This is a genomic window from Sphingomonas sp. SORGH_AS_0438, from assembly GCF_031453475.1.
Lineage (GTDB): Bacteria > Pseudomonadota > Alphaproteobacteria > Sphingomonadales > Sphingomonadaceae > Sphingomonas.
On record NZ_JAVIZS010000001.1, the window covers coordinates 1,646,859 to 1,665,666 of the forward strand.

The 18,808-nt window shown below is 70.6% G+C and carries 20 protein-coding genes and 1 tRNA gene; 6 read left to right on the forward strand and 15 right to left on the reverse strand.

The features are described from left to right. The first annotated feature begins 140 nt into the window (after positions 1–140). The 6 genes from QE452_RS07600 to QE452_RS07625 all read left to right on the forward strand — a co-directional run bounded on the left by QE452_RS07600 (position 141) and on the right by QE452_RS07625 (position 6,939). A complete protein-coding gene (locus QE452_RS07600) occupies positions 141–1,127 on the forward strand; it encodes an aldo/keto reductase (RefSeq protein WP_309658834.1) in 987 nt (328 codons plus the stop codon). Between the two features lie 82 nt (positions 1,128–1,209). After that, positions 1,210–2,070 carry an NAD(P)-dependent oxidoreductase gene (locus QE452_RS07605; protein ID WP_309658833.1) on the forward strand — a complete coding sequence of 287 codons (861 nt, stop codon included), beginning with the start codon at positions 1,210–1,212 and terminating at the stop codon, positions 2,068–2,070. A 128-nt stretch (positions 2,071–2,198) separates the two neighbouring features. Further along, positions 2,199–2,885, forward strand: coding sequence for an ABC transporter ATP-binding protein (locus tag QE452_RS07610; protein ID WP_309659086.1), 687 nt, complete (start codon positions 2,199–2,201; stop codon positions 2,883–2,885). Next, positions 2,878–5,391, forward strand: a complete 2,514-nt coding sequence (locus QE452_RS07615) for an FtsX-like permease family protein (RefSeq protein ID WP_309658832.1) — start codon at positions 2,878–2,880, stop codon at positions 5,389–5,391. The genes QE452_RS07610 and QE452_RS07615 overlap by 8 nt, the downstream gene beginning before the upstream one ends. After that, complete coding sequence (locus QE452_RS07620) at positions 5,391–6,443, forward strand: carotenoid 1,2-hydratase (protein WP_309658831.1); 1,053 nt, start codon at positions 5,391–5,393, stop codon at positions 6,441–6,443. The genes QE452_RS07615 and QE452_RS07620 overlap by 1 nt, the downstream gene beginning before the upstream one ends. 196 nt (positions 6,444–6,639) lie before the next feature. Further along, positions 6,640–6,939 carry a putative quinol monooxygenase gene (locus QE452_RS07625; protein ID WP_309658830.1) on the forward strand — a complete coding sequence of 100 codons (300 nt, stop codon included), beginning with the start codon at positions 6,640–6,642 and terminating at the stop codon, positions 6,937–6,939. Positions 6,940–7,062: 123 nt separating this feature from the next. Here the strand turns inward: QE452_RS07625 and QE452_RS07630 are convergent, their stop codons facing one another. The 15 genes from QE452_RS07630 to QE452_RS07700 all read right to left on the reverse strand — a co-directional run bounded on the left by QE452_RS07630 (position 7,063) and on the right by QE452_RS07700 (position 18,752). Beyond that, on the reverse strand, positions 7,063–7,590 hold the full coding sequence (locus QE452_RS07630) for a TspO/MBR family protein (RefSeq protein WP_309658829.1): 528 nt from the start codon (positions 7,588–7,590) through the stop codon (positions 7,063–7,065). 4 nt (positions 7,591–7,594) lie between these two features. Then, a complete protein-coding gene (locus QE452_RS07635; protein ID WP_309658828.1) occupies positions 7,595–7,828 on the reverse strand; it encodes a glutaredoxin domain-containing protein in 234 nt (77 codons plus the stop codon). 224 nt (positions 7,829–8,052) lie between these two features. After that, positions 8,053–9,606, reverse strand: coding sequence for a DHA2 family efflux MFS transporter permease subunit (locus QE452_RS07640; RefSeq protein WP_309658827.1), 1,554 nt, complete (start codon positions 9,604–9,606; stop codon positions 8,053–8,055). Then, positions 9,606–10,790, reverse strand: coding sequence for an efflux RND transporter periplasmic adaptor subunit (locus QE452_RS07645; RefSeq protein WP_309658826.1), 1,185 nt, complete (start codon positions 10,788–10,790; stop codon positions 9,606–9,608). Before QE452_RS07645 ends, QE452_RS07640 begins: the two co-directional genes overlap by 1 nt. After that, on the reverse strand, positions 10,787–12,193 hold the full coding sequence (locus QE452_RS07650; protein ID WP_309658825.1) for an efflux transporter outer membrane subunit: 1,407 nt from the start codon (positions 12,191–12,193) through the stop codon (positions 10,787–10,789). The genes QE452_RS07645 and QE452_RS07650 overlap by 4 nt, the downstream gene beginning before the upstream one ends. Further along, positions 12,190–12,663, reverse strand: a complete 474-nt coding sequence (locus QE452_RS07655; RefSeq protein ID WP_309658824.1) for a MarR family transcriptional regulator — start codon at positions 12,661–12,663, stop codon at positions 12,190–12,192. The genes QE452_RS07650 and QE452_RS07655 overlap by 4 nt, the downstream gene beginning before the upstream one ends. 88 nt (positions 12,664–12,751) lie before the next feature. After that, positions 12,752–13,804, reverse strand: coding sequence for a Glu/Leu/Phe/Val dehydrogenase dimerization domain-containing protein (locus tag QE452_RS07660; RefSeq protein ID WP_309658823.1), 1,053 nt, complete (start codon positions 13,802–13,804; stop codon positions 12,752–12,754). Positions 13,805–13,834: 30 nt separating this feature from the next. Continuing rightward, a tRNA-His gene (locus QE452_RS07665) sits at positions 13,835–13,911 on the reverse strand. Between the two features lie 49 nt (positions 13,912–13,960). Then, on the reverse strand, positions 13,961–14,686 hold the full coding sequence (gene gspN / locus QE452_RS07670) for a type II secretion system protein N (protein WP_309658822.1): 726 nt from the start codon (positions 14,684–14,686) through the stop codon (positions 13,961–13,963). Next, positions 14,683–15,150, reverse strand: coding sequence for a type II secretion system protein GspM (gene gspM, locus QE452_RS07675; RefSeq protein WP_309658821.1), 468 nt, complete (start codon positions 15,148–15,150; stop codon positions 14,683–14,685). The genes gspN and gspM overlap by 4 nt, the downstream gene beginning before the upstream one ends. Beyond that, entirely contained in the window at positions 15,147–16,220 is a 1,074-nt protein-coding gene (gspL, locus tag QE452_RS07680; RefSeq protein ID WP_309658820.1) for a type II secretion system protein GspL, read from the reverse strand. Before gspL ends, gspM begins: the two co-directional genes overlap by 4 nt. After that, on the reverse strand, positions 16,217–17,197 hold the full coding sequence (gspK, locus tag QE452_RS07685) for a type II secretion system minor pseudopilin GspK (RefSeq protein WP_309658819.1): 981 nt from the start codon (positions 17,195–17,197) through the stop codon (positions 16,217–16,219). The genes gspL and gspK overlap by 4 nt, the downstream gene beginning before the upstream one ends. Further along, positions 17,187–17,912 (reverse strand): type II secretion system minor pseudopilin GspJ, encoded by a 726-nt coding sequence (gspJ, locus tag QE452_RS07690; protein WP_309658818.1) that lies wholly within the window; start codon positions 17,910–17,912, stop codon positions 17,187–17,189. Before gspJ ends, gspK begins: the two co-directional genes overlap by 11 nt. Next, complete coding sequence (gene gspI / locus QE452_RS07695) at positions 17,909–18,307, reverse strand: type II secretion system minor pseudopilin GspI (RefSeq protein WP_309658817.1); 399 nt, start codon at positions 18,305–18,307, stop codon at positions 17,909–17,911. The genes gspJ and gspI overlap by 4 nt, the downstream gene beginning before the upstream one ends. After that, positions 18,297–18,752, reverse strand: coding sequence for a GspH/FimT family pseudopilin (locus QE452_RS07700; RefSeq protein ID WP_309658816.1), 456 nt, complete (start codon positions 18,750–18,752; stop codon positions 18,297–18,299). Before QE452_RS07700 ends, gspI begins: the two co-directional genes overlap by 11 nt. Positions 18,753–18,808: the final 56 nt, after the last annotated feature.

An 18,808-nucleotide genomic window follows, 5' to 3' on the forward strand; every position in this document is an offset into this window, starting at 1 on the left:
GCCGCCATCCGATCATCGCCGCCAGCCACACCGCCGGAAAACGTCGGAATTTCAGCCGCGAACGTCTTCACTGCACCGCCGGCGGCAACTGCCGGCCGCCCCGACCATTGAGCAGGCAGCGATCAGATCGGAGATATGGCATGAAGACCCGCAAGCTCGGCCGGCAGGGCCTGGAAGTTTCGACCATGGGGCTTGGCTGCATGGGCATGTCCGATTTCTATGCCGGCCGCGATGAGGCGGAGTCGATCGCCACGATCAACCTTGCGCTCGATCGCGGGATCACCTTTCTGGACACGGCCGACATGTACGGCGTCGGCGCCAATGAGGAGCTGGTCGGACGCGTGGTGCGCGAACGACGCGAATGGGTGGTGGTCGCGACCAAGTTCGGCATCGTCCGCAGCCCCGATGGCGACGCGCGCGGTATTAACGGCCGGCCGGATTATGTTCGCCAGGCCTGCGATGCCAGCCTGAAGCGCACCGGCCTCGACATCATCGACCTCTATTACCAGCACCGCGTCGACCCGGACGTGCCGATCGAGGAAACCGTCGGCGCGATGGCCGAGCTCGTCACCGCCGGCAAGGTCAAGTATCTCGGCCTGTCGGAAGCGGCACCGGATACGATCCGCCGCGCGCATGCCGTGCACCCGATCACCGCCTTGCAGACGGAATATTCCCTGTGGACGCGCGACCCGGAAGACACGATCCTGCCGCTGGTACGGGAACTCGGCATCGGCTTCGTGCCCTATAGCCCGCTCGGACGCGGGTTCCTGACGGGGCAGATCAGGGCACCGGACAATCTGGCCGCCGATGACACCCGGCGCAATCATCCCCGCTTCCAGGGCGAGGCGTTCCAGCGCAATCTCGATCTCGTCCGCGAGATCAAGACCATGGCCGCCGACAAGGGATGCACGCCCGCACAGCTCGCGCTCGCCTGGGTGCTTGCGCAGGGTGAGGACATCGTGCCGATTCCCGGCACCAAAAGGCGCACCTATCTGGAGGACAATCTCGGCGCGATCGACGTGGAGTTGCAGGCGGCCGAGCTGGCGCGGATCGACGCTGTCCTGCCACCCGGCGCGGCGAGCGGCATGCGCTATCCCGCCGCGACGATGGCAAGCGTCAACCGGTGATGACGTCCCCTTGCGCAGCGATCGCGCCGGGCAGGCATCCCGGTCGTGCGGCGGAGTTCGACAGCTATAGGGAGGAAGGCGCATGAAGATCGGCTTCATCGGGCTGGGCCAGATGGGCAGCGCCATGGCGGCCAATCTGCTCAAGGCCGGCCATGCGGTAACGGTCTGGAACCGGTCGGCGGCGAAAGCCGATGCGCTTGTCGAAGCCGGTGCGACCCGCGCCGAGCGACCGATCGACGCCGCCCAGGGCGATGTGGTGATGACCATGCTCGCCGATGACCAGGCGGTGGTCGACACGGTGTTCGGCGAAGGCGGCATTGCCGGGGCTCCAGCGCTCCATATCGGGCACAGCACGATCAGCGTCGCGCTCGCCGATCGACTGGCCGCGGAAAGCGGCACGGGCGGATATGTCTCGGCCCCGGTCTTTGGCCGCCCGCCGGCGGCGGCGGCTGGTACGCTGTTCGTCGTCGCTGCGGGGCCGGCGGCGGCGCTGGACCGCTGCGAGCCGATCCTTGATGCAATCGGTCAGCGCATTTTCCGGATCGGCGACACGCCGTCCGCCGCGAACCTGGTCAAGCTCAGCGGCAACTTCATGATCATGGCGGCGGTGGAGGCCATGGCCGAGGCGATGACCCTGGCGGAAAAAGGCGGCGTCGATCGCCGCACCCTGTTGGAGGTGCTGACGGGAACGCTGTTGGGCGCGCCGGTCTATCAGACCTATGGCGAAATCCTGGTCGAGGACCGGTTCAGGCCCGCCGGCTTCGCGGCACCTTTGGGGCTGAAGGACATGACCCTGGTCGATGCCGCCGCCACCACGTTCGGCGCGTCGATGCCGCTGCTCGGAATCGTTCGCGACCATCTCCGCACGGTGATCGCGACGGAGGGGCCGGATGTCGACTGGGCGGGCATCGCCCTCGCGGTACGAGCCGGCGCCAAACTCTGACCGCCGAACGCCTGGATGATGGCGCGCCGTGCCTGCGGTCGCGGCGATCCGCCGATCGGGATCGACACTCTTGATTGACCGCGTACGATCATCCTGGACCGAAGGCGTCACCAAACCGTTCCGTGACGATGCAGGCGATCGAGACACGGGCATTGGCGAAGACGGTCGGTCGCGACCGCCGGCTCTTTCACGATCTGGCCATGTCGGTGTCGCCGGGTGAACTGGTGTCGATCACCGGGGACTCCGGCGTCGGCAAGTCGACGCTGCTCAACATCCTCGCCGGCCTCGACGACGCCGATGCGGGCGAGGTGCTGATCGAGGGGACATCGCTCGCCCCCCTCTCTGAGGCGGCCCGCACCCGGTTGCGACGGGAACGCATCGGCTTCGTGTTCCAGGCCTTCCACATCCTGCCCTATCTCACCCTCGAACAGAATGTGGCCCTGCCACTCGCGCTGATCTCTTCCGATGGGGCCGCGGCGCGGTCCCGCGCGGGTGAGATGCTGACCGAGGTCGGGCTCGCAGATCGCGGCCGCGACTATGCGCGCGACCTGTCGGGCGGCGAGTTGCAGCGGGTGGCGATCGCCCGCGCGCTGGTCCACCGCCCGGCCGTCATCCTCGCCGACGAGCCGACGGGGAACCTCGATCCCGACACCGCCACCCGCGTGCTGCACCTCTTCGCGGGCGCAGTACGCTCGCGCGGGGCGGCGGCGGTGATCGTCACGCATTCCGCCGCCACCGCCGCCATCGCCGACCGGGTGCTCCGGCTGACCGCGGATGGCCTGGTCGAACAGGTGCCGATGCCAGCGCATGGCTGAGGCAGGACTGTTCCGCTCGCGCCTCGCACTGGCCTGGCTGGTGCTGGGCGAGTGGCGGTCGCATCCAGGCCGCTTCGCCGCCACTGCGCTGGCGATCGCCGTCGGCGTGGTGCTCGGCTTCGCCGTCCACCTCGTCAACGGATCGGCGCTCGCCTCGTTCGAGGCAGCGGTGACCGGCGTGAACGGCGCCGCCGACCTCCAGGTCAGCGCCCGCACCCCGCTCGGCTTCGACGAGCGGCTTTACCCGCGCGTCGCCACCGCACCCGGCGTCGCCGATGCGAGCCCCGTCATCACCCTGCCCGCGCGCGCGCGCAACGGCCGCTTCACCCTGCTCGGTGTCGACGTGATCCGCGCCGGCGCGGTGACGCCCAGCCTGGTCGGCGCGCGGCCCGCCGGGCCGGACGCCCGGAGCGATGACATCTTCGCCGAGGATGGCCTGTACCTGTCACGCGCGGCGCTGGCGGCGGTCGGTGCCCGCGTCGGCGACCGCGTTGCCGTCAAGGCCAATGGCCGCACCGCCCGCCTCAGGGTCGCCGGCACCCTTCCCGCCACCCCGGCGGGCCAGGCGCTGGGCACGATCGACATCGCGGCGGCTCAGTGGCGCTTCGGCCGGCTCGGTCGGATCGACCGGCTCGACCTGAAGCTGGGCGACCGCGCGGTCGCGGAACGTGCCCTGCCCGAACTCCTCGGCGCGGACGCGACCATCCGATCGGGCGAAAGCCAGGCACGGCAGGGCGATGCGCTCAGCCGCGCCTATCGCGTCAATCTCGACATGCTCGCGCTCGTCGCGCTCCTCACCGGGGGCTTCCTGGTCTTCTCGGCCCAGACGCTGTCGGTGACCCGCCGGCTGCGCGCCTTCGCACTGGTGCGGACCCTCGGACTGCCCCGCGCCGGCATCGTCGCCGCCGTGGCGCTGGAGGGGGCCATCATCGGTATCGTCGGCGCGGCCCTGGGCCTCGCGGCCGGCTATGCCATGGCGGTGGCAGCGCTGCGGCTGCTCGGCGGCGACCTGGGCGGCGGCTATTTCGGTGGCGGCGCGGCGCACATCGTGTTCCAGCCGGTCGCTGCCGCGACCTTCTTCGCCCTTGGCGTGGCGGCCGCGCTTCTCGGCAGCGTCCTGCCGGCGCGGTCGGCGGCGCGCGCGGCCCCTGCGGCGGCGTTGAAGAATGCCGGCGACATACTCGATCCGCGAGCGCCGGTGCCGTGGCGGCCGGCGTTGGTGCTGCTCATCGCCGGCGGCGGCGCGGCGCTCCTGCCGGCGGTCGGCGGCCTTCCCCTGTTCGGCTTCGCCAGCATGGCGCTTCTGCTGGCGGGCGGTATTGCCGGCGTGCCGTGGCTGGTGCGGTGGCTGCTCGCGCCATGGCGGGGACGCGAGATCGCGTCGGTCCCCCGATTGCTGGCCATCCGCCACGTCCAGGGCGCGCCGGGCCAGGCGGCGATCGCGCTGTGCGGCATCGTCGCATCCACCGCGCTGATGATCGCGATGGCGACGATGGTGACCAGCTTTCGCGGTGCCGTCGACGGCTGGCTGGGCCAGGTCCTGTCGGCCGATCTCTACCTGCGCGCCGAAAGCGGCGATCTCGACCCCGCGACGCAGCGCCGGATCGCCGCCGTTGCCGGGGTCCGGCGCGCGGCGTTCAGCCGACAACTGCCGCTGACGATCGTTGCGGATCGTCCACCGGTCACGCTCATCGCCCGGCCGGTCCATGGTGACGTGGAGGACCCGCTGCTCGTGCTGCTGGAGGAGGCGAAGGTTCCCGCCGGCGCGACGCCGATCTGGACGTCGGAACCGGCCGCCCGCCTCTATGGCTGGTCCCCCGGCCGCTCGGTCATGCTCCCGGTCGGAGGGCGATCGACCCGCTTCGTGGTCGCCGGCGTGTGGCGCGACTATGCCCGACAGCAGGGGGCGGTGGTGATCCGTGATGTCGACTATGTCCGACTGACGGGGGACCGCGGGCGTGACGAGGCGGCGATCACCCTCGCGCCCGGCGCGGATCCCGCGACCGTACGCCGCGCCGTGGCGGCGACGCTACCGCCGGGCATATCGGTGGCGGAACCCGCCACGCTCCGCCGCTTCGCCCTGCAGCTTTTCGACAGGAGCTTCGCCATCACCTATGGACTGGAGGCAGTGGCGATCCTCGTCGGCCTCGCCGGGGTCGCGGCGACGATGTCCGCCCAGACGATCGCACGATCGAAGGAGTTTGGCATGCTCCGCCATCTCGGCCTGACCCGAGGACAGGTGACCGCGATGCTCGCGAGCGAGGGCGCGCTGCTCGGGCTGATCGGCGCGGTGGCGGGGGTCGCGCTCGGTGCGCTGCTGGGCCAGGTGTTGATCCATGTCGTCAATCCGCAGTCGTTCAACTGGACGATGACGACGATCTGGCCGTTCGCAACGATCGCGGGAGTGACGGTGGCACTGACCGTCGCCGCGGCGTTGACGGCGATGCTGGCCGGCCGACGGGCGACCGCCGCGGATGCCGTCGCTGCCGTTCGGGAGGATTGGTGATGCGTGCGTTTCTCGCGCTGGTCGCGGCTGCGGGACTGGCGGCACCCTCCCCCTACCCCGTGGTACGCCCCGGCATCCGGCTGTCCTTCCCCGCGGATCACGGCGCGCATCCCGCATTCCGGACCGAATGGTGGTACGTCACCGGCTGGCTGAAGGGTGAGGACGGCCGCGATATCGGCTTCCAGATCACCTTCTTCCGCGTCAATCCGCATGCCGCCACCGACAACCCCAGTCGCTTCGCCGCCCGCCAGGTCATCTTCGCTCATGCCGCGCTGTCGGACTCACGGATCGGACATATCCTCCATGCCGAGCGCGCCGCCCGTGCGGGTTTCGGTCTGGCGGGCGCGGCGACCGGTGACGCCGACGTACGACTGAACGGCTGGACCTTCCGCCGGCTTCGTGACGGACGCTTCACCAGCCGGGTGGGTGGTCGCGACTTTACGCTGGACCTCAGCTTCCGCCCCACCCAGCCGCCGCTCGCGCAGGGGGAGAACGGGTACAGCCGCAAGGGTCCGAAGCCGGCACAGGCGAGCTATTATTATTCGATGCCGCACCTCGCCGCGTCGGGGACGCTGGTCCGCGCCGGCCGGCGCGAACGCCTGAGCGGGGAGGCCTGGCTCGACCGCGAATGGTCGTCGGACTATCTCGCCACCGATGCCGCCGGCTGGGACTGGACCGGGCTCAATCTTGACGATGGCGCGGCGCTGATGGCGTTCCGCATCCGCCGCAAGGGTGGCGGGGTGCTCTGGTCGGGCGGCTCCTATCGCCGCCCCGACGGGCGCATCACCCGGCTGTCGCCTCGGGATGTCGCCTTCTCGCCCAGGGCGACCTGGCGGTCGGCGCGCACGGGCGCGCGCTATCCCGTCGCGCAGCTGTTGCGGATACGCTTGCCCGAGGGCATCCGCGCCTTCCTGCTTCGGCCGGTGTTCGCCGACCAGGAGGTCGATGCCCGCGCCGCCGGACAGCCCGTATATTGGGAGGGCGCGGTCCGGACCAACGGCGGGAGAGGCTATCTGGAACTGACCGGCTATACCGCCCCCCTGCGCATGTGAGAGGCGAATCTCGCCGGAAACCCGCTGACCTCGGAACGCCGCGTCGCCGATCATGCCGTCGCTTGAATGTCTGGCTTCGAGAAGGCTTTACGCTAGGCTGCGATGTCGGTCTGGCTACATGTCCGATGACGGTCGGCCTATTCGGGCGAAATAGATGCGGACCCCATATGGCGCGTCCGGGAAACGGGAGACTATCATGTCGGTAAAGATCGTCGCATTCGTCAGCGTCAAGCCAGGTCGGGAGGAAGCGTTCGTCGCGGCGGCACAGACCTGCATCGCCGCCTCTCGGGCCGAGCCGGGTGTGCTCTACTACGACCTGTGGCGCGAGAAGGACGGTGAACGACGGTTCGTCTTCAACGAACTTTATGTCGACGACGCCGCCGTCCAGGCGCACATGGCGTCGGACCATTTCAAGGCGTTCGGCATCGCCGCGCGCGATCTGGCTGTGGCGCGGCCGAGCATCACCATTGCCCAAGCGGTCGACGTGGCCGGCTGACGGGCAGGCCCGCCCCGGAATGCCATCTCCGGCACCGGGGGCACCTCCCCCGCCGACGACATCGCGTATCGGGCATCCTGCCCGCGCCTTCCGCCGACCGGCCGTATCGGACACCCGGTGGTTTCAGGAGTCGTCCGGTTGATTGTCGCGCCATATCCGCTCGGCGAGCAACGTGGCAAACCCCAGCCAGGCGACAAAGGGAACGCCCATGGCGGCGGCCGGCCGGTCGACCTTCGCGGCGGCCATGACATAGGCCGCCCCGGTGGCGACCATCGCGCCAGAAGCGGCCGCGCTGGCGCCAAGCCGCTTCTGGCGGAAGAAGAGCTGGGTCCAGCCGCCCACCATCGCGCTATTGGCCAGCCACAGGCCGATCGCCGCATTGCGAGCGCGCCCGGTCGGATGTCGCAACAGACGATAGCCACCGATTGCGAGGCCGGTTTCGAGCACGGGCCAGACCGCGCCGAAGGCCGCGTCGGGCGGCGTATAGCCGGGCTTGTCCAACCGCCGATACCAGCGGCGGATGCCGGGATGCGAGGGATCGGGCGCGTTACGTCGCCCGACAAGCGCGCTCGCGCCGAGCACCACACCGACCGTCGCCAACGCCGCCAAGCGCGGAAGGCCACCGGATGCAAGGGGGTCGGGCCGCGCCATCGGCTCAAGCCTGCCCAAGATAGCGTTCGAGATCGTCGCTACCGCCGATCCGCTCGCCATCGATGAATATCTGCGGCGTGGTGGCGACGTCCTGTTCCGCCTTGAAGGCATCGACCTCCTCACGCGACTGGAGAAGTCGATCGTCGACGGTGAAGCCCGCCCCCTCCAGCATCTGCTTGGCACGGACGCCGAACGGACAGGTATGTTCGGGCAGCACCATACGGTAAAGGGTCGCCATCCTGCTATCCGCCATCACATATCTCCGCGAGCCTGAACGCTCATGGGGCTATAGCGACCGGCACCGCACGACGTTCCGGGCCCGGCTTCGAGGACAGCCTATGTCCTCGTCGATATGGGAAAGGCCGCATTCCTCTGTCCCGGCGGAACCGGCCCCCGCGATCAAGCGGCGGGGACCAATCCGGGCGATGACAATGGTCAAGCCTGATCGGTATCGGCTCCGGCTCAATCCGCCGCGATCGGGCCGGAGGGCGCGTTCGGGCGGCGCGTGAACCATACGATCGGGATCATCACCGCGCACAGCCAGGCGGACAGGCGGAACAGGTCGGTCGAGGCCAGCAGATAGGCCTGCCCCACCATCTGCCGCGTCACCGCGGCGGCCGCCTGCGTCTCGTTCAGCCCCAGCTTGGCGAGGCCGTCGCGCGCCATCTGCCACGGCACCCCCTGCCCGATCGCCTCGGACAGCCGGCTCTGGTGCAGCGCCTCGCGCCGGTCCCAGGCGGTGGTGATGATCGAGGCGGCGAACGACCCGGCGACGATGCGGGTGAAGTTCGACAGGCCGGTCGCGGACGGCAATCGCTGCGCCGGGATGCGGTCGAGCGAGATGGTGAGCATCGCCAGGAAGAAGGTGCTCATCGCCACCCCCTGCACTAGCACCGGCAGCATGATCTGCCCGAAACTGGCATTGGCGGTCAGCAGCGAGCGCATCCAATAGGAGGCGGCGAAGGACACGAACGCGACGGTCGCCAGCCAGCGCGCATCGATCTTGCCCGACATCCGCGCGACGAAGGGCGTCAGCAGCACCGCGACCACGCCGCTCGGCGCCGCGACCAATCCGGCCCAGGTCGCGGTATAGCCGATCTGCGTCTGCAGCCACAGCGGCAGCAGCAGCGTGTTGGCGAAGAACACCGCATAGCCGAGGCAGAAGGCGACTGCGCCGATCGTGAAGTTGCGGCTCTTGAACAGCGACAGGTCGACGATCGGATTGGCGTCCGTCATCTCCCAGATGATCCAGGCGATCGCACCGACCACCGCGATGACGCCGAACACGACGATGCGCGGCGACTGGAACCAGTCGTCATTCTTGCCCAGGTCCAACATGCATTGCAGCGACCCGACCCACAGCACGAGCAGGAACAGCCCGACCTTGTCGATCGGCAGCTTGCGGGTCGGCGTCTCGCGATCCTTCAGCCCGCGCCAGCACAACGACGCGCAGATCAGACCGAAGGGCACGTTGATCAGGAAGATCCAGCTCCAGTGATAATTGTCGGAGATGTAGCCGCCCAGGATCGGGCCCATGATCGGCGCGACCAGCGTCGTCATCGACCAGATGCCGAGCGCGGTGGACCGCCGGTCGGCCGCGAAGATCGAGATCAGCAGCGCCTGGCTGCCCGGCATCATCGGCCCCGACACCGCGCCTTGCAGCACGCGGAAGAAGATCAGCGACGACAGGTTCCAGGCGATGCCGCACAGGAAGGAGGCGATGGTGAACAGCAGCACCGACAGGCAGAAGGTCCGCACCACGCCGAACCGCCCCATCAGGAAGCCGGTCAGCGGCACGCCGATGCCGTTGGCCACCGCGAAGGCGGTGATGACCCAGGTCGAATTGTCGCTCGACACGCCGAGATTGCCGGCGATCGTCGGCAGCGACACGTTGGCGATGGTGGAGTCGAGCACCTGCATGAAGGTGCCGACCGCCAGCGCGATCGCGATCACCGCCAGCTTGCCGCCGGCGAGCGGGGGCGGCCCCTCGCCGGCCGCCGGGGCCGGGCCGGCCATCAGCGGTTCGCCGCGATGATCTGGCGGATACGCGCCTCGACCGCCGGATCGTTGGCGTCCTTCGCCGTCGCGCCGTATGCCTGCGCCGCCGGCAGGCCCAGCCGCTGGCCCGACTTGCTGGCGGTATCGACCGTGGCGGCCACCGACAGCCCGACGCGCAAGGGATTGGCGCGCAGCTCGCGCGGGTCGAGCGCGATGCGCACCGGCACGCGCTGCACGATCTTGATCCAGTTGCCGCTGGCATTCTGCGGCGGCAGCAGCGCGAAGGCGTTGCCGCTGCCCGCACCGACGCCGATCACCTTGCCGTGATAGACCACGTCATCGCCGTAGACGTCGCTGACCACGGTGGCCGGCTGGCCGATGCGCAGGTCCTTGAGCTGGGTCTCGCGGAAGTTGGCGTCGACCCACAGCCGGTCGAGCGGCACCACCGCCATCATCGGCGTGCCTGCCGCGACCTGCTGGCCCAGCTGCACCGTGCGCTGCGCCACCACGCCGTCGATCGGGGCGGCGACATGCATGTGGCTCGCCGTGATCGCCGCGCGGCGATAGGCCGCCGCCGCCGCCAGCACCGCCGGGTTGGTGTTCACCTCGGTGCCCTGCACGGCGGTGCGCGACTGGGTCTGCTGGCTGAGCGCCAGTTGCAGATTGGCGCGCGCCACCTTCACCGCATCGGCGGCATGGGCCAGTTCCTCGCCCGAGATCGCGCCCTCGGCCGCCGCACCCCGGCGGCGGCGGTAATCGTCGCTCGCCCGTGCCAGCTCGGCTCGCGCCTGCACCACCTGTGCCCCCGTTTCCGACAGGCGTGAGAAGGTGGCGCGGGTGGAACGCACCGCGCGCGCCAGCTCCGCCTCGGCCGAGGCGAGGCCGACATCGGCGGTCGCCGGGTCGAGGTCGATCAGCGGCTGGCCGGCCTTCACCATCTGGGTATTGTCGGCATGGATCGCGGTCACCTGGCCCGGATCGCGCGCGGTGATCGCCACCACGTCGCCCGCGACATAGGCGTCGTCGGTCTCCTCCTCCGGCTTGGCGAGCAGGAAGTGGAACACCGCCCAGACGATCACGCCGATCAGGACGATCACGCCCAGGATCAGCAGTGCCCTGCGCCGCCCGCCCGGATTGCCCCGGGGCGCGGGCGTGGTCTGCGGTGCGGCCTGCTCTGCGGAGTCGGCACGGTTGTCGGTCATGGCTGGACACTTTCGGCGGAGAAGCCGCCGCCCAGCGCCAGCACCAGCGCCACGCGCTGGCGGGCCGCTTCGGCGGCGAGGTTGGTGGCGGTCAGGCGGGCGTCGAGCAGGCGCACGTCATTGTCGACCAGATCGAGTTGCGAGTTGAGGCCGCTGGACACGCGCACGGCGTTGAGCCGCCCGGTCTCCGCGAAGCCGCGCACTACCTGCTCGGCACGCTGGCGCTGGGCCTGGAGGTTGGTGGAGAGGGCCAGCGCATCGGCCGCCTCGCGCACCGCGCCGACCACCCGCTCGTTATAGGCGGCATTGGCGAGGTCGACCTGCGCGGTCGCGGTCTCCAGTCCGGCGCGCAACCGACCGCCCTCGAAGATCGGCAGGTGGATCGCGCCACCGCCCCCGGCGGTGCCGGCATCGAGCGAGAAGAGATTGCCGATGCCGATCGCCTGGAGCCCGGCGAGCGCCGTCAGGTTGACATTGGGGTAATAGGCCCGCCGCGCGACCTGCTGCCCCGCCGCCGCCGCCGCGATCCGCGCCTGCGCCGCCGCGATATCGGGCCGGCGGGCGAGCAGATCGGCGGGCAGCACGGTCGGCACCGGCAGGCCGGCGTCGAGCCGGGCAGCGGTCGGACCGATGCCGGCGGCATACTCGCCCCCCCGCCCCGCCAGCGCCGCCAGCGCGTTGACCGCCAAGGCCCGCGATCCTTCCGCCGCCGTCAGCGCCTCGCGCGCCTGGGCGAGCAGCGTGGCCGCCGCCGTCGACTGCACCTTGCTGGCCAGCTGGTTGCGGACCTGCGACTCGACCAGCCGCAGCGAGCGTTCGCGCTCGGTGATCGTCGCGCGGGCGATCGCCGCCTGCGCATCGGCGCGGACCAGGTCGAGATAGGTCTGGACCACCGATCCCGCGATCGCCAGCCGCGCCGCCGCCACGTCGTAGCGCGCGGCCTGGGCGCTTTGCCGCGCCTCCAGGATCGCGGCCTGCTGCCGCCCGAACAGGTCGAGATTGTAGCTGAGATTGGCGACGCCGGTGCCGACGAAGCGGACGCTGCCGCCATAGGGGGGCGGAATGATGTAGCGGCCCGACAGGCGCTGCACCTGCGGCGACAGATCGGCGCTGACGTCCAGGTTGCGCTCGGCCTGCTGCCGCTCCAGCCCCGCCTGTGCCTGCCGGACCCGCGCCAGCGCGGTGGCGAGCGACGGATTACCGCCGGTCGCATCCGCGACGAGCCGGTCGAGCTGTGGGTCACCGAAGCTCCGCCACCAGGCCTGGTCGATATAGGGAGCGGGTCCACCCGCCAGTCCCATCTGCACCGGCGCGACCGGCGTCACCGACTGATGCGTCGCGGGGGCGGCGCAACCGGCGAGCAGCACGGCGAGCGTGCCCATCGCCCAGACAGCCCGGCTCATGCGCAGCCTCCCTCGTTCACGGCATTTTCGAACGTCGCCTTCAGGCGCTGCAATCCACCGATCAGCCCTTCGAGCTCCTCGCGGTCCCATTCGGCAAGGACTGCGTTCCAGCATTGCTGGACCTGTCGCTTGCAGCGGAGCGCGATCTCGCGCCCCTCCGGGGTCAGGGAAAGGTTGATCTGGCGACGGTCGCCATCGTCGCGTGCGCGGCGGAGCAGGCCGCGCTCCTCCAGCTGGTCGACGACGCGGGTCATCGCACCCTTGTCATACCCCATGTCCCGCGCCAGCGCGACGCAGGTATTGGCATCGGTCATGAGGATCATCGCCAGCGACGACCATTGCGTGGCGGTGATCCCTTCGCGCGCGAAGATCGGTTCGATCAGCTGCCCGCCCATCACATGGATGCGCCGGATCAGATAACCGATCGAAGTGTTCGGCCGAAACGACTCATCATCTTCGTACAGGTTCATGCGGTTGCCGTGGCAAAGGTTGCCTAGGCAGTCAATTATCTTTCCCGTCAGAAATGGACGAATTTCTGACCGATCCGGTCAGCGCTGATCAGGCGCGACCGATGAGCCCCCGCGCGATGCGATCGGCAACCTCGGACGCCGGCTCGCCGCTGGAAGCGCTTTCGGCCCAGACCTGCTCCAGCCGCTCCGGGATGCGGGCGATGCGCGCCATCACCTCGGCCTCGTCGCCATGCCCCAGATATTCCAGGCCGACATTGATGATGCCGCCGGCGTTGATGACATAGTCCGGTGCGTAGAGGATGCCGCGATCATGGACGCGCTGACCATCCTCGCGCACGGCCAACTGGTTGTTCGCGCCGCCCGCGATCACCTTGGCGCGAATCTGCGGGATGCTGGTCTCGGTCAGCACGGCGCCCAGCGCGTTGGGGCTGACCAGATCGACATCCTGGGTCAGGATCGCATCGGCCGGCACGGTGGTCGCGCCCAGTTCCGCCGCCATCGCCTCGGCGCGATCGGCGTTCACATCGGCTAGGGTCAGCACCGCGCCGTCGCGTGCCAGCAGCCGCGCCAGACCACCGCCGACCGAACCCAGGCCCTGCACCGCGACGCGCACGCCCTTCATGTCGGTCGCGCCCAGCCCGCGCTTCGCCGCCGCGACCACGCCCAGATAGACGCCGTGGGCGGTATAGGGGCCGGGATCGCCGCCCGCCGCGCCGCTTTCGACCGGCAGGCCGGAAACATAGCGGGTCTGGCCGGCAATGACCTTCATCCGCGCCTCGGACATGCCGACATCCTCGGCGGTCACATAGCGGCCGCCAAGCGATTCGACCGCCCGGCCAAAGGCTTCGAGCTGTTCGGTGGTGATGACGGCGCCCGGCTCGGGGGCCAGCACGACGCCCTTGCCGCCGCCCAGCTCCAGGCCGGCCATCGCGTTCTTGAAGCTCATGCCGCGCGACAGGCGCAGCGCATCGGTGATCGCGCGGTCGCTGTCGGCATAGTGCCAGAAGCGGACGCCGCCCGCCGCCGGGCCCAGCTTGGTGGAGTGGATCGCGACCACCGCCTTCAGCCCAGAGGCCGGGTCGGTGAAGAGATGGATGCCTTCATGGTCGTCGAAATCGGGAAAGCCCCAATTGCTGGTCATGGGCAGCCTCTGCGCGATGTCTGAAGATGGTGGGGCGACCGACGGGACTTGAACCCGCAACTTCCGGCATCACAAGCCGGCGCTCTAACCAATTGAACTACGGTCGCCGCGAAGGAGTTGGGCCGATAAGGGGTGATGGACGGTCCGTCAAGCGGATCAGAAGCGTCCTTCGACAGAAAGTTGATAACCGCGTGGACCAGCGACGAATCCGGCGGCCTGCAACCGACCGATCGTCGCCGCGTCGCCGCCCTGCATCACCAGTTCCGCCCGGTAGCGGCCATCGCCGGTGATTCGCAGCGTCACGCCTTCCGTCCCCGCCGCGCCGGTCAGCGGCAGGACCAGCGCGCCCGCATCGCACCGCGCATCGCCGCTGACCGAGGGCGGCAAGCCGACGCCCGCCACATCGCCCGCCAGGGTCGCGGTCACCCGACCCTGCGCCTCACTGCACTGGTCGTCGCGAAAGCGGATGGTGACATCGGCCAGGTCGAGGAACGCGACCGGCAGTGGCTGGAACAACGCCCCCGCCCCGATCCGGGCGGTCGCCCGCTCCACGCCCATGCCATGCCGGCTGACATAGGCGCGCGCCGACAGCGGCGGCACGCCGATCGCACCGTCGCGCTCCAGCGTCAGCACCGCGCGTCCGGTCAGCAGCCCGAGCGGCGACAGGCGCGCATCGACATCGCCGATCGGCAACTGGCCGAGGCTGGCGTCGCGCAACCGCGCGTCCCAGATGCTGCCCTCGACCTCGCGCGCGACCAGCCCCTGCCGCCCCGCCCCGGCCCAGCCGAGCACCGCGCGCATCGGCAGGAAGACGATCAGCGCCACCAGCATCATCGCGCCGAACAACGCCGCCGGCCCGGTGGTCAGACGAATCCGCCTCATGCCGCCCGCCCCCGCAACAGCAGCCGGGCAGAGACGGTGCGATCGCCATTGTCGCTGAGCGTCGCGCCCTCGACCACGATCCCCGCCCGCTCCAGCCGCGCCAGCCAGGCGGTCAGCGCCGCACCCCGAGCCGAGCTGATCGAGACGCGAACCCCGTCACCCTCCGGCTCCAGGCTGGCGAGCGGGAAGCCGGCCGTCTCCGCCTGGGCGCGGATCACGTCGGCCAGCGAGCCGGTGAGCGGCGGCACCTTGCGCGCCGCGCCCAGCGCGTCGACCACGGCGCGCGTCTCGCCCAGCCGGATCACCGCCGCCGCATGCCGCTCGCGGGCGCCGGCCATCACGTCCGACAGCGGCCGGATCACCAGCCCCCACAGGATCGTCACGATCGCCAGCGCGGCCATGACCAGCAACAGCCTCTGCTCGCGCTTGGAGCGGCCCTGGAACCAGTGTCGAAGCGCGCTCATCGGCCGCTCACCGTCAGTTCGCCGGTGATCCGGCCGTTGGCGGACTGGAAGACGCTGGCCTGCACCGCGAAGCCGGCGCGCTCCAGCGCGCGTTTCAAATCGGTGGCCAGCGCCTCGCGCTCGACCGCGACCGACAGGCGCAGATCGCCATTGGCAGTGAAATCCATGCCCGTCACTTCACTCCCCGGCACGCTGCGGATCGCGGCGAAGGCCGCCGCGGTGGTGGTGGTGAAGCCCAAGCCCGGCCCGATCACCCGGCCCGACCGCTCGGCCAGCTGCCGATCGGGATCGGTCACCGTCTCGCCGCGCGGCAGGGCGGTGGCGGCGAGCGCATCGGCCTGCGCCTCCAGCCGGTCGGCGGCGAAGCTGTACTTGGCGACGCGGACCAGCGAGATGGCGAAGCTGACCGCCAGGATCGCAGCACCCAGCGCGGCCAGACGCCGCACCAGCCGCCAGTCGATCGCGAAGCCCCGCCGCCGCGCGAACACGCCCTGGCGCAGGTCGAGCGTGGGCGCGGCGGTCGCGTCAAACAAGGCGGCGTCCAGCACCTGTCGCTCGACCGTCGCGGGCGGCTCACCGCCGGTGACCAGCTCGGTCAGCCGTGCTTCGTCGGCGAAACCACTGGTCCGGCCGCGCACCACCGCCTGGCCCGCCAGTTCGGCGCGCACATAGCCTTCCTCCGGACGGGGCAGCAGCATCGGGGCGGGCACAAGCGCGACCGGATCGACCCCGGCGGCGGCCAGCTGGCTGAGCCAGGCGCGCATCGTCTCCATCGCGACGACGCCGATCGGGCGTTCGCCGCCGCCCTCGTCGCCCACCGCGACATGAAGCTCGCCGGGCGGGGCGGCGCTCGCCTCGGCCGCGAGCAGCCGCGCCGCCGCCACCGCCTGGGCGGGGGACCGGGCGGGCAGTTCGGCCCAGTGCAGCGTCACCGCCTCGGCGGGCGCGACCGCGACGATCGGGTCCGGCTCCACCGGCACGCCGTCGCCCCGCGCCATCAGCCCGGCATCGCCGAACCGCATCCAGCGGAAGCCGGCCTCGCCGCTGGGCAGGAATAACAAGGTCGTCACGTATCTTCCCCCCATTGTCGCGCGACCAGGCGTACCGGCAGCCTCGACGCGTCGATCAACGCTCGTTCCTGTAGTTGCGCGCCCGGGACCGTTACGTCCACCGTCATTCGAAACCAGGCCGTGGTCGCCGCCGTCTGCGCCGCCGCGTCGCTGGGCGTCGTCGCCCCCTTCCACAGATCGAGCGCGTTCGACCAGCCCTGGGGCGGACGGCGCAGCAGCAATGCGCGGACCGAGTCGACCGACTGGCTGCCGTCGGGCGCCAGCATGGCGAGCAGCGGCGCCTGTTCGGGCAGGATGGTGTTGACGTTCATCCGGCTCGGCTCCGCCACCGGCAGGGCGCAGACCCAGGGCCGGAGCCGGGCATAGACCTCCGGCGTCACGCCCGACACCGCGCGCAATTCGCTGACATCCGCCATCAACGTGCCGGCGGTGCGATAGCCGGTCTGCTGGCCGGTGTAGAACGAGTCCTCCGCGCCGCCGGGCTGCTGGTCCTGGTCGCTGTCGATCCAGTCGGCGGTGCTCGCCGCGATCTGGTCGGCGACCTGGCCGGAGATGCCGAGCAGCCGCATCAGCCGCGCGAACTGGATGCGCTGCAATCCGGCGGTCTGGTAGAGGCCCGGCGCGCCTGCCGACGTCGCCAGCCCGTTGAGGTTGAAGCAATTGCCGCCATCCACCACGCGCGCCACCGCCATCCCCCCGCCGGGTAGCGGCAGCGGAAAGGGCCGGTCGCTCCAATTGCCGAGCAGCGTCACCCGTCCATCGCTCTTGGTCAGCAGATCGCCCAGGCGAACGGTCGCCATCGCCTCCGCCCCGATGGCATAGGCGCGCGCCTGGTCGGCGGCGGCGGCATTGGCGGCGAGGCGGGTGGACAGGCGCAGCTTCTCCAGCGCCGCGCCCGCCATGACCGCGATCACCGCCACCAGCATCAGCACGGTGAGCAGCGCCGCGCCGCGTTCGCCGGCGCGCCTAGACGCCATTCTGCCCTCCCGGCGGCGCGAGCGGGGCCGGCTCTCCGCGCGGCATCGATGGCGGGGTGGTCGGTGCGCCCTCCGGCGTGCTGGCCTTGGGGCCGGGCACGCGGATGCCGCCGGGACCGAAGCCGGTGCCGACCAGCGCCATCATCCGCCAACTCGTCCCGTCCGTCCGGGTCAGGCGCAGCTCCAGCGCCTGGGGCAGCGCGATGCCCCCCGCCCCGTCCCAGCGATCGCTCCACGCACCGGCATAGCGGTAGCGGACGACCATGGCGCTGACCCGGTCCAGCATCGGCGTCTGCGCCAGCGGCTGTGCGCCGTCGACCTCCGGATAGCCGATGCGCACCAACGTCTGCCCGGACAGGCGCCACAGCACCTTCTGCAGATTGGGCCGGGCGGTGGCGTCCAGGTTCGTCCAGCCGCCGCGCGTGAACAGCATCTCGCCCGGCTCGCCGACAAAGGCGGGACGCAGCCGCCCGGCCTCGTCGCGTGCAGCACGAGGAGTCGCCTGCGCCAGATCGGCGGTCAGCGCGGAGACGGTGCGGGCGATCGCCGCCTGATCGTCGAGCCGCGCCCCCGTCGCTGCCTGTGCCCGGATGCTGAACGACAGGATCGCAACGCCGGCCGAGGCGATCATCGCGAAGATCAGCAGCGCGACCATCACCTCGACCAGCGTGAAGCCCTGTTCGGCGGACCGTCCGGCGGGGCGGCGATCCGTCATGTCGCCACCGCGACGGCGGCGGCGGGGCTCGGCGGGCGGATCATCGTCATGCGGCCGAGCACCTGGCCGCGGACATTCTGCACCACCACGTCGATCCGCACCACCTGCCGGTCACCGAGCGAAGTGATCTGGCGGGTCCAGCGCCAGTTGCGGCCGCCATTGACCTCGCCGCCTTCGGTCCGGCCGGGTTCGGGCGGTTGCGCCTCGGTATAGGCGTCGAGCGCGACATTGTGCGCGACCATCTGCGCGACCAGCGTATCGTCGATCAGCCCGACGCCGCGCACGGTCGCGCCCTCCAGCCGGACGAGCGCCAAAGCGGCCAGGCTGAACACCGCCAGCGCGACCATGATCTCGATAAGGGTGAAGCCGCGCTCGGCGGAGCGGTCACTGCGCATCGGCGCGCACCTCGCCATCCGCGCCGATCCGGACCAGCGCGTCGTTGCCGTCGCGGGTCAGGCGGATATCGGCATTGCGGTCGGCGATACCGGTGGGGTCGAAGGTGACGCGCAGCCGCCCCTGCCCCTCCACCAGCGACGCCCGCGTCCCCTCGGCCCAGCGCTCGACGCGCAGCGGCTTGTCGGCGACCGGGGTCCATGCCCCCGCGACGCGCCGGTCGAAGCCATAGCCGCCGCTCGTCACCCACAGGCTGATCGGCTGGGACTCGACGATCGCCAGGTTGCGCGCCGCCCTGGTCCGCGCGGCGAGCCGCAGCCCCTCGTCCAGCACGCGTCCACGCGGATCGGGCATGACGAACGCGACCACCGCCGCCGACAGGCCGATGATGGTGATGACGATCATCAGTTCGACCAGCGTGAAGCCGTGTTCGGCGGAACGCCTCACAGGTGTGAAGCCGTGTTCGGCAGAGCGCCTTACGGACGCCAAGCCGGCTTCGGCGG

Coding starts and splice junctions, on each gene's coding strand:
- QE452_RS07600 (WP_309658834.1), top strand. CDS start 141: ATGAAGACCCGCAAGCTCGGCCGGCAGGGCCTGGAAGTTTCGACCATG.
- QE452_RS07605 (WP_309658833.1), top strand. CDS start 1,210: ATGAAGATCGGCTTCATCGGGCTGGGCCAGATGGGCAGCGCCATGGCG.
- QE452_RS07610 (WP_309659086.1), top strand. CDS start 2,199: ATGCAGGCGATCGAGACACGGGCATTGGCGAAGACGGTCGGTCGCGAC.
- QE452_RS07615 (WP_309658832.1), top strand. CDS start 2,878: ATGGCTGAGGCAGGACTGTTCCGCTCGCGCCTCGCACTGGCCTGGCTG.
- QE452_RS07620 (WP_309658831.1), top strand. CDS start 5,391: ATGCGTGCGTTTCTCGCGCTGGTCGCGGCTGCGGGACTGGCGGCACCC.
- QE452_RS07625 (WP_309658830.1), top strand. CDS start 6,640: ATGTCGGTAAAGATCGTCGCATTCGTCAGCGTCAAGCCAGGTCGGGAG.
- QE452_RS07630 (WP_309658829.1), bottom strand. CDS start 7,590: ATGGCGCGGCCCGACCCCCTTGCATCCGGTGGCCTTCCGCGCTTGGCG.
- QE452_RS07635 (WP_309658828.1), bottom strand. CDS start 7,828: ATGGCGACCCTTTACCGTATGGTGCTGCCCGAACATACCTGTCCGTTC.
- QE452_RS07640 (WP_309658827.1), bottom strand. CDS start 9,606: ATGGCCGGCCCGGCCCCGGCGGCCGGCGAGGGGCCGCCCCCGCTCGCC.
- QE452_RS07645 (WP_309658826.1), bottom strand. CDS start 10,790: ATGACCGACAACCGTGCCGACTCCGCAGAGCAGGCCGCACCGCAGACC.
- QE452_RS07650 (WP_309658825.1), bottom strand. CDS start 12,193: ATGAGCCGGGCTGTCTGGGCGATGGGCACGCTCGCCGTGCTGCTCGCC.
- QE452_RS07655 (WP_309658824.1), bottom strand. CDS start 12,663: ATGAACCTGTACGAAGATGATGAGTCGTTTCGGCCGAACACTTCGATC.
- QE452_RS07660 (WP_309658823.1), bottom strand. CDS start 13,804: ATGACCAGCAATTGGGGCTTTCCCGATTTCGACGACCATGAAGGCATC.
- gspN (WP_309658822.1), bottom strand. CDS start 14,686: ATGAGGCGGATTCGTCTGACCACCGGGCCGGCGGCGTTGTTCGGCGCG.
- gspM (WP_309658821.1), bottom strand. CDS start 15,150: ATGAGCGCGCTTCGACACTGGTTCCAGGGCCGCTCCAAGCGCGAGCAG.
- gspK (WP_309658819.1), bottom strand. CDS start 17,197: ATGGCGTCTAGGCGCGCCGGCGAACGCGGCGCGGCGCTGCTCACCGTG.
- gspJ (WP_309658818.1), bottom strand. CDS start 17,912: ATGACGGATCGCCGCCCCGCCGGACGGTCCGCCGAACAGGGCTTCACG.
- gspI (WP_309658817.1), bottom strand. CDS start 18,307: ATGCGCAGTGACCGCTCCGCCGAGCGCGGCTTCACCCTTATCGAGATC.